The organism is Corallococcus aberystwythensis, from assembly GCF_003612165.1.
In the GTDB taxonomy this organism is placed as follows: Bacteria; Myxococcota; Myxococcia; order Myxococcales; family Myxococcaceae; genus Corallococcus; species Corallococcus aberystwythensis.
In genome coordinates, this window is sequence record NZ_RAWK01000113.1 from 22,788 (window position 1) to 29,529 (window position 6,742).

Annotated in this window: 6 protein-coding genes; all 6 read left to right on the top strand. The window is 71.1% G+C overall.

Going from position 1 to position 6,742, the window contains the following annotated elements; translation table 11 throughout:
- Nucleotides 1–108 precede the first annotated feature (108 nt).
- Nucleotides 109–1,014: a transporter family protein gene (locus D7W81_RS19730; protein WP_208721376.1), complete on the top strand. Its 906-nt coding sequence runs from the start codon at nt 109–111 to the stop codon at nt 1,012–1,014.
- A 59-nt stretch (nt 1,015–1,073) separates the two neighbouring features.
- Nucleotides 1,074–2,066, top strand: coding sequence for an HAD family hydrolase (locus D7W81_RS19735; RefSeq protein ID WP_120556932.1), 993 nt, complete (start codon nt 1,074–1,076; stop codon nt 2,064–2,066).
- Nucleotides 2,066–2,968, top strand: coding sequence for a bile acid:sodium symporter (locus D7W81_RS43030; RefSeq protein ID WP_208721377.1), 903 nt, complete (start codon nt 2,066–2,068; stop codon nt 2,966–2,968). The genes D7W81_RS19735 and D7W81_RS43030 overlap by 1 nt, the downstream gene beginning before the upstream one ends.
- 145 nt (nt 2,969–3,113) lie before the next feature.
- Nucleotides 3,114–4,871 carry a SulP family inorganic anion transporter gene (locus tag D7W81_RS19745; protein ID WP_120556933.1) on the top strand — a complete coding sequence of 586 codons (1,758 nt, stop codon included), beginning with the start codon at nt 3,114–3,116 and terminating at the stop codon, nt 4,869–4,871.
- 4 nt (nt 4,872–4,875) lie between these two features.
- Complete coding sequence (locus tag D7W81_RS19750; RefSeq protein ID WP_147445554.1) at nt 4,876–6,324, top strand: hypothetical protein; 1,449 nt, start codon at nt 4,876–4,878, stop codon at nt 6,322–6,324.
- On the top strand, nt 6,321–6,742 hold a 422-nt coding region (locus D7W81_RS19755), incomplete at its 3' end, for a threonine/serine exporter family protein (RefSeq protein ID WP_147445555.1). The genes D7W81_RS19750 and D7W81_RS19755, both read left to right, overlap by 4 nt.

Below are 6,742 nucleotides of genomic sequence, written 5' to 3' on the forward strand. Positions count from 1 at the left end.
CCGGTCCACCTCAGCGGACACACGCGTGCGACCCGCGTTCCGTGGCGACGGCCTCCACTTCCTCACCAGCTTCAATCCCGGGCGCGGCACAGGCGGGGGGATGGACACATGGCGGGAGCCCGGACACGTTGGTTGCTGTTCGGGCTCATGGGGGGCCTGTGCTGCGCCGCTTCCTCCTTCGCTCAAACGCCGGAGGCTCCCGCCCGTGGCGCGGGAGCCTCCGAGCAGGACCTGGCCAAGGCCACCCAGAACCCCGTGGCCGACCTCATCAGCGTGCCCCTCCAGAACAACCTGGACCTGGGCATCGGGCCGTTCAACCGCGCGCGCAACACGCTCAACATCCAACCCGTGGTGCCGGTGAAGCTCACGCCCCGCTGGTCGCTCATCAACCGCGTCATCCTGCCCCTCACCTGGCAGCCGGACGTGGCCGCGGACTCCGGAGGCACTTTCGGCCTGGGAGACACGTCCGCCACCTTCTTCATCTCGCCCCGGAAGCCCGGCGCGCTCATCTGGGGCGTGGGTCCGGCGCTGCTGCTGCCCACCGCGACATCGGACGTGCTGGGCACCGGCAAATGGAGCGTGGGCCCGTCCGTCGTGGCGCTGCTCCAGCCCGACCCGTGGACCTTCGGCGTGCTGGCCAACAACGTCTGGTCCGTCTTGGGCTCCGGCGACCGCCCGGCCGTCAACCAGCTGCTGCTCCAGTACTTCATCAACTACAACCTGCCGAAGGGCTGGTACCTCACCTCCGCGCCCATCCTCACCGCGAACTGGGAAGCGGACGGCGACCGCTGGGTCATCCCCTTCGGCGCGGGTGTGGGCAAGGTCACGAAGCTGGGCAGGCAACCCATCAATGCGTCCATGAGCGCGTGCTGGAACGCGGTGCGCCCGGACGCGGCCCCGGACTGGCAGCTCCGCGCGCAGCTCGCCTTCCTGTTCCCGGAAGGCAAACCCCAGCAGGCTCCGCCGCCCCCCACTGACGGCCTGCCAAAGCGAGCGCTCCACACCGCGTTGTGAGGGCTCCTCTTCGTTCCCACCGTCCTGATGTCTGGGATTTCACGGGACAGGGGGCAGCCATGGAACGACGCGCGTGGAAAAGACAGGCCTGGCTCCTCTGGGCGCTCGCACTGACGTTCGCCGTGCCCCTCCAGGCGCTGGCCGCGGATCCGCTGCCATCCTGGAACGACGGACCGGTGAAGCAATCCATCGTCGACTTCGTCACCCGCGCCACCACCGAGGGCGGCCCCGGCTACATCCCGCCGGAGGAGCGCATCGCCACCTTCGACAATGACGGCACGCTCTGGCAGGAGCAGCCCGTGGTGCAGGGCGCCTTCCTCCTGGAGCAGGTGAAGGCCCGCGTGAAGGAGGACGCGTCGCTCGCGAAGCGGCAGCCCTTCAAGGCCGTGCTGGAGGGCGACGTGGCCCTGCTCCGTTCCATGGACGAGTCCCAGTTGATGGAGCTGGCCACCGCCACCCACGGCGGCAGGACGCAGGAGGAGTTCGCCCGCGAGGCCCGCGCCTTCTTCCAGTCCGCCCGCCACCCGAAGCTGGGCGTGCCGTACACGCGGCTTGCCTACGCGCCCATGCTGGAGCTGCTCCAGTACCTGCGCGCCAACGGCTTCCAGACGTGGATCTCCTCGGGCGGCGGCATGGACTTCATGCGCGTCGTCTCCGAGGACACCTACGGCATCCCGCCCCAGCAGGTCATCGGCAGCAGCCTGAAGGAGAAGTTCGACGAGGGAAACGGCCACCCGGTGCTGCGGCGCGAGGCCCGCCTGGACCACCTCAACGACAAGGCAGGCAAGCCGGTGGGCATCGAGCAGCACATCGGGCGGCGGCCCGTGTTCGCGGCGGGCAACGTCCGCTCGGGCGGCGACATCCAGATGCTCCAGTACACGAAGGAGCAGCCGCGGCCCGGCTTCGCCCTGCTCATCGACCACGACGACGCGGAGCGCGAGTTCGCCTACCAGGAGAAGAACGGCGCGTCGCTGAAGGCCGCGCGAGAGGGCGGCTGGACCGTGGTCAGCATGCGCCAGGACTGGAAGCGCGTCTTCCCGGAGGGACGGTGATGGGTGACTTGCAGGCCTTCATCGGGCTGATGATTTCGACCTTCATCGTCGCGCTCGGGTTGTCCCAGGGCCTGTCGTGGCACCTGGGGGACCTGGGCTGGGGCGTGCGGCAGCCGGCGTTCGCGCGGGGCCTGGGCGTGAGCCTCGTCGGCGTGCCGCTGCTGGCCATCCTCGTGGTGAAGGTGCTGCCGGTGCCTCCCATCGCGGCGGGCGTCATCGTACTGATGGCGTTCTGTCCGGGGCTGCCCATGGCGCTCAACGTCGTGTCCCGGGAGAAGGGCAACCTGGCGCTGTCCCTGGCGCTGTCCATCACCCTGTCGGTCGTCGCCATCGTGTTGCTGCCGTGGTCGCTGAAGCTGCTGGCGCAGCTGTTCCCCCTGGTCATCCAGCCCCCGCCGTACCGGGTGATCGTGTCGCGGGTCATGCTCCCGTTCCTCGTGCCCTTCGTCCTGGGCGTCGGCCTCAAGAAGCTGTCACCTGTCTGGGCGCTCCGGCTGCACAAGCCGGTGAAGATCTACTTCAACATCGCCCTGTTGGTGGCCGTGGTGGCCCTGGTCGCCGCCAGCTTCCCGCTGCTGAAGCACTTCCACTTCTGGGGGTATGTCGCGATGGGGGTGGTGACGCTGGGCTCCGCGGCCCTGGGCCACGTAGCGGGACGGCCCCGGCCCGGGGACCGCACGTCGCTGGCCGTCTCCGCCACCTTCGGCAACCCCGCCTTCGCCTTCTGCCTGGGGGGCAGCACCTACTCCATGAAGACCCTGCTGGGCGCCATGGGGCTGTACCTCATCCTCCGCACCGTGGCGCTGGTGCCGTACCTGCTCTGGAACCGGCGCCACCAGGCGTCCGAGCGCGGAGGCGGACCATCGCTGCCGACGGGCAGGCGGGCCTCCGCGAACCCGTGAGCCCCTTCGTGTCGTGGAGCCGATGCGCGCAACGCACCCCGGGTGGGTGATGCCGTGAGGCGCGGGTGCCTCCACCCTTCCTTGCATCCGGGGGACCAAGCCCACGGGACGCGACGGGCGCCGGGGCGCCGGGGGGGAGATGGCCATGCTGCGCACCAAGGCCACGCCCGGAGAGGTCCTGCGGCGGGTGCTCCCGGGCCTCGAGCAGGCACGGACGTATGAGCGGCGCTGGCTGCGCGCGGACGTGCTGGCCGCCATCACCGTGGCCGCGATGCTCATCCCCCAGGGGCTGGCCTACGCCCAGATTGTCGGCGTGCGTCCCGTGGCGGGGTTGTACGCGGGCGCCTTCGCGATGCTGGCCTACGCGCTGTTCGGCCCGTCGCGGCACCTGCTGATGGGACCGGAGGCGGGTGCGGCCATCCTGACCGCGACGGCGCTGGCCCCGGTGGTGGGGGCCGGCGGGCCGGAGCGGCTGGCGTCCCTGGCGGCGCTGCTCGCGTTGATGGTGGGGGGCGTGAGCCTGCTCGGCGGGCTGTGCCGGGCGGGCGCGCTGGCGGACTTCCTGTCGCGGCCCATCCTCATCGGCTACATCAACGGCGCGGCGCTCATCATCATCGGCAGCCAGCTGGCCCGGATGTTCGGGCTGGAGCGCGGGTCGAACGAGTTCGCGGGCCAGCTCCAGGAGGTGGCGGCGAACGTGGGCCACACGCACCGGCCCACGCTGCTCCTGGGGCTGGGCATCGTCGCGGCGCTGGTGGCCATGCGCCGCTTCCTTCCGCGCTGGCCCGCGCCGCTGGTGATGGTGGCGCTCACCACGCTGGCGGCCGGGTCCTTCCAGCTGGAGCACGGCGGCGTGAAGGTGGTGGGGCCCATCGCGGCGTCAGCCCCCGCCTTCGGCCTGCCCTCCTTGCGCTTCGAGGACGTGCGCACGCTCCTGCCAGCGGCCTTCAGCCTCGCGCTGGTGAACTACGCCAGCTCCGTGCTCACGGGCCGCGTCTACGCGGACCGCTTCGGCTACCGGTTGGACACCCACCAGGAGTTCTTCGGCCAGGCGGCGGCCAACCTCCTCACCGGCCTCACGCAGGGCTTCCCGGTGACGGGCAGTGCCTCGCGCACGGCGGTCAACGTGTCCATGAAGGGGCGCACGCAGCTCGTCGGCGTGGTCGCGGCGGCGGGGGTGGGGGTGTTCACGCTGTTCCTCACGCCGCTGCTGTCGAAGCTGCCCCTGGTGACGCTGGGGGCCATCGTCATCGTCGCGGCGGTGTCCCTGCTGGAGGTGGAGCCGCTCGTGTGGCTCTGGCGGGTGCGGCCGGTGGAGGCGGTGCTCGCGGTGGTGACCACGCTGGGCGTGCTCTTCCTGGGCATCCTCCTGGGCATCCTCATCGCGGTGGCGCTGGCGCTGGTGGACCTCATCCGCCGCGCGGCGCACCCGCACGACGCCGTCCTGGGCGAGCGCGAGGGCATGCCCGGCTGGCACGACGTGGAAGGCCACGCGGACGCGGAGACCATTCCCGGCCTCGTCGTCTACCGCTTCGACGCGCCCCTCTTCTTCGCCAACGCCCGCTTCCTGCGCGAACAGGTGCGCCATCTGGTGGCCGCGTCCCGCCAGCCGGTGCGCTGGTTCGTGCTGGACGCGTCCTCCGTGTTCGACCTGGACGTCACCGCCGCGGACAGCCTGGAGGAGGTGTGTCACGAGCTCACGGGCGAAGGCATCGTCTTCGCCGTCGCCCAGGCGCGCGCGCCGATGCGCCGGATGCTGAAGCGCTCCGGGCTGGCCGCGCTGATTGGACAGGACCTGCTCTTTCCCACGGTGGGCGCGGCCGTGCGCGCCTACCTCGAAGCGCGAGACGGCGCGCGGGCCACCCACGACGGCGAGCCCCTCTCATCGACACAGGTGCACTGACGCCATGACGTCAATCCATTGCAGGGCCCGAGGTGGCACGGTGACGGGCGCGGTGCTGGGACTGCTGCTGTCCGCGACGGCGCTGGCGCAGGACGCGCACTACAACACGCGGCAGTTCGGCAACCGGGCATGGCTGCTGGGCGGCGCCTTCGTGGGCAACCCGAACGACATCAGCGCCGTCTATTACAATCCCGGCGCGCTCGCGCTGCTGGCCGCGCCGGAGCTGGAGCTCACCGGCAGCGTGTACGAGTACTCGCGCCTGAACGTGAAGGACGGGCAGGGCCAGGGGCGGAGCCTGGCCGACTCCAACGTGGACGTGCTGCCGTCGTTGCTCGCCGGCTCGCTGCGCTTCGGCTTCCTGGGGAAGTCCCGGCTCGCCTACTCGGTGCTCACGCGCCAGGGCTTCGCCTACAGCCTGCAGACGCGCGGTACTCGGACGGGCACGGACCTGGGCGGCGTGCAGGGCCTGGACTCACTGTCCTCGGACGTGCGCCTGGACCAGAACGTGAGCGAGTACTGGACGGGCCTTTCGTGGGCCACCCCCGTCACCAAACACCTGGGCCTGGGGTTGACGCCGTTCGTCGCGACCCGGCACCACGAGCTGCGCTTCCAGACGCTCGCGCAGGGCTCCGGTGCCGCGGGCCAGCAGCTGCTGGCGACCCTGGGCCGCGACCTGGAGTTCGACCACGTCCGGGTGTTGTTGAAGCTGGGCGCCAGCTACCAGCACGGCCCCTGGGCCGTGGGGCTCAGCCTGACGACGCCCAGCCTGGCCCTCTGGGGCCGGGGCTCCGTGGGGTTCGAGCGCGCCGTCCAGTCCCAGGGGTTCAACACGAACGCGCCCGCGCCCGTGTTCAACTACCAGGACGACCTGCCGGCGCACTTCCGCAGCTCCTGGTCCGCGGCGCTCGGGGTCAGTCGCAGCTTCGGCTCGACCACGCTGTACGCGTCCCTGGAGGGCTTCGCGCGCGTCTCCTCCCTCACGCTGGTGGACACCGAGCCCATCGCGCCGCGCGACTCCGAGGAGGTCATCGACGGGGACTACGCCTTCGCGCTCAAGGGGGTGCTCAACGGGGCGCTGGGCGTCGAACAGCCGCTGGGGAAGCGGATCCGGGTGTACCTGAGCGGGCACACGGACTTCAGTGCCCTGGACGCGACGGCGCGGACGAACGCGCTGCTCGGGGGCTGGGACCTGTACCACGTGGCCTCGGGTGTCCACTTCCTCCTGGGCCGCTCGCGCTTCACGCTGGGCGCCAACCTGGCGTGGGGAAGCAAGGAGACAGACCGGTTCTCGGACACGCTCCAGCAGCTGGGCCTGTCCGCCTCCACGCGCACCCAGGACGTCCGCTTCTTCCAGGCCACGCTGCTGGTGGGCGCCAGCTTCTCCTTCAAGGACACGCGGAGCCCGGGCGCCAAGGCTGGCGGGGAAGAGGTCCCCGTGGCGGACTCTCCATGACGCGGGAGCCGGAGGTGGACGAGGACACGGCCTCCGCCTTCCTGCTGGAGCTGGCGAAGGCGCTGCACCTGGCCTACCAACCGTCGCTGCTGGTGGAGGCGCGCGTGCGCAGGGCGGCGAAGGCGTGGGGCCTGGACGTGGAGGTCTTCACGCTCCAGAGCCTGGCGATGACGGAGGTGCTGTCCCCGCGGCGCTTGTACGTGGTCTTCGAGCGGCTGCCCCTCAACCCGCACTTGAACCTGGTCCGGGCCGGGGCGCTGCTGCGGCTGGCGGACGCCATCCCCGAAAGAGGCGTGCGGTTGCCCGAGGCCCGCGCGGAGCTGGAGCGCATCCTGAAGACACACCCGCCGTATCCGGAGTGGCTCGTGTTCGTGGCCTACGGCGTCTATGGCGTGGCGGTGGCGGCGCGGGTGGGCGG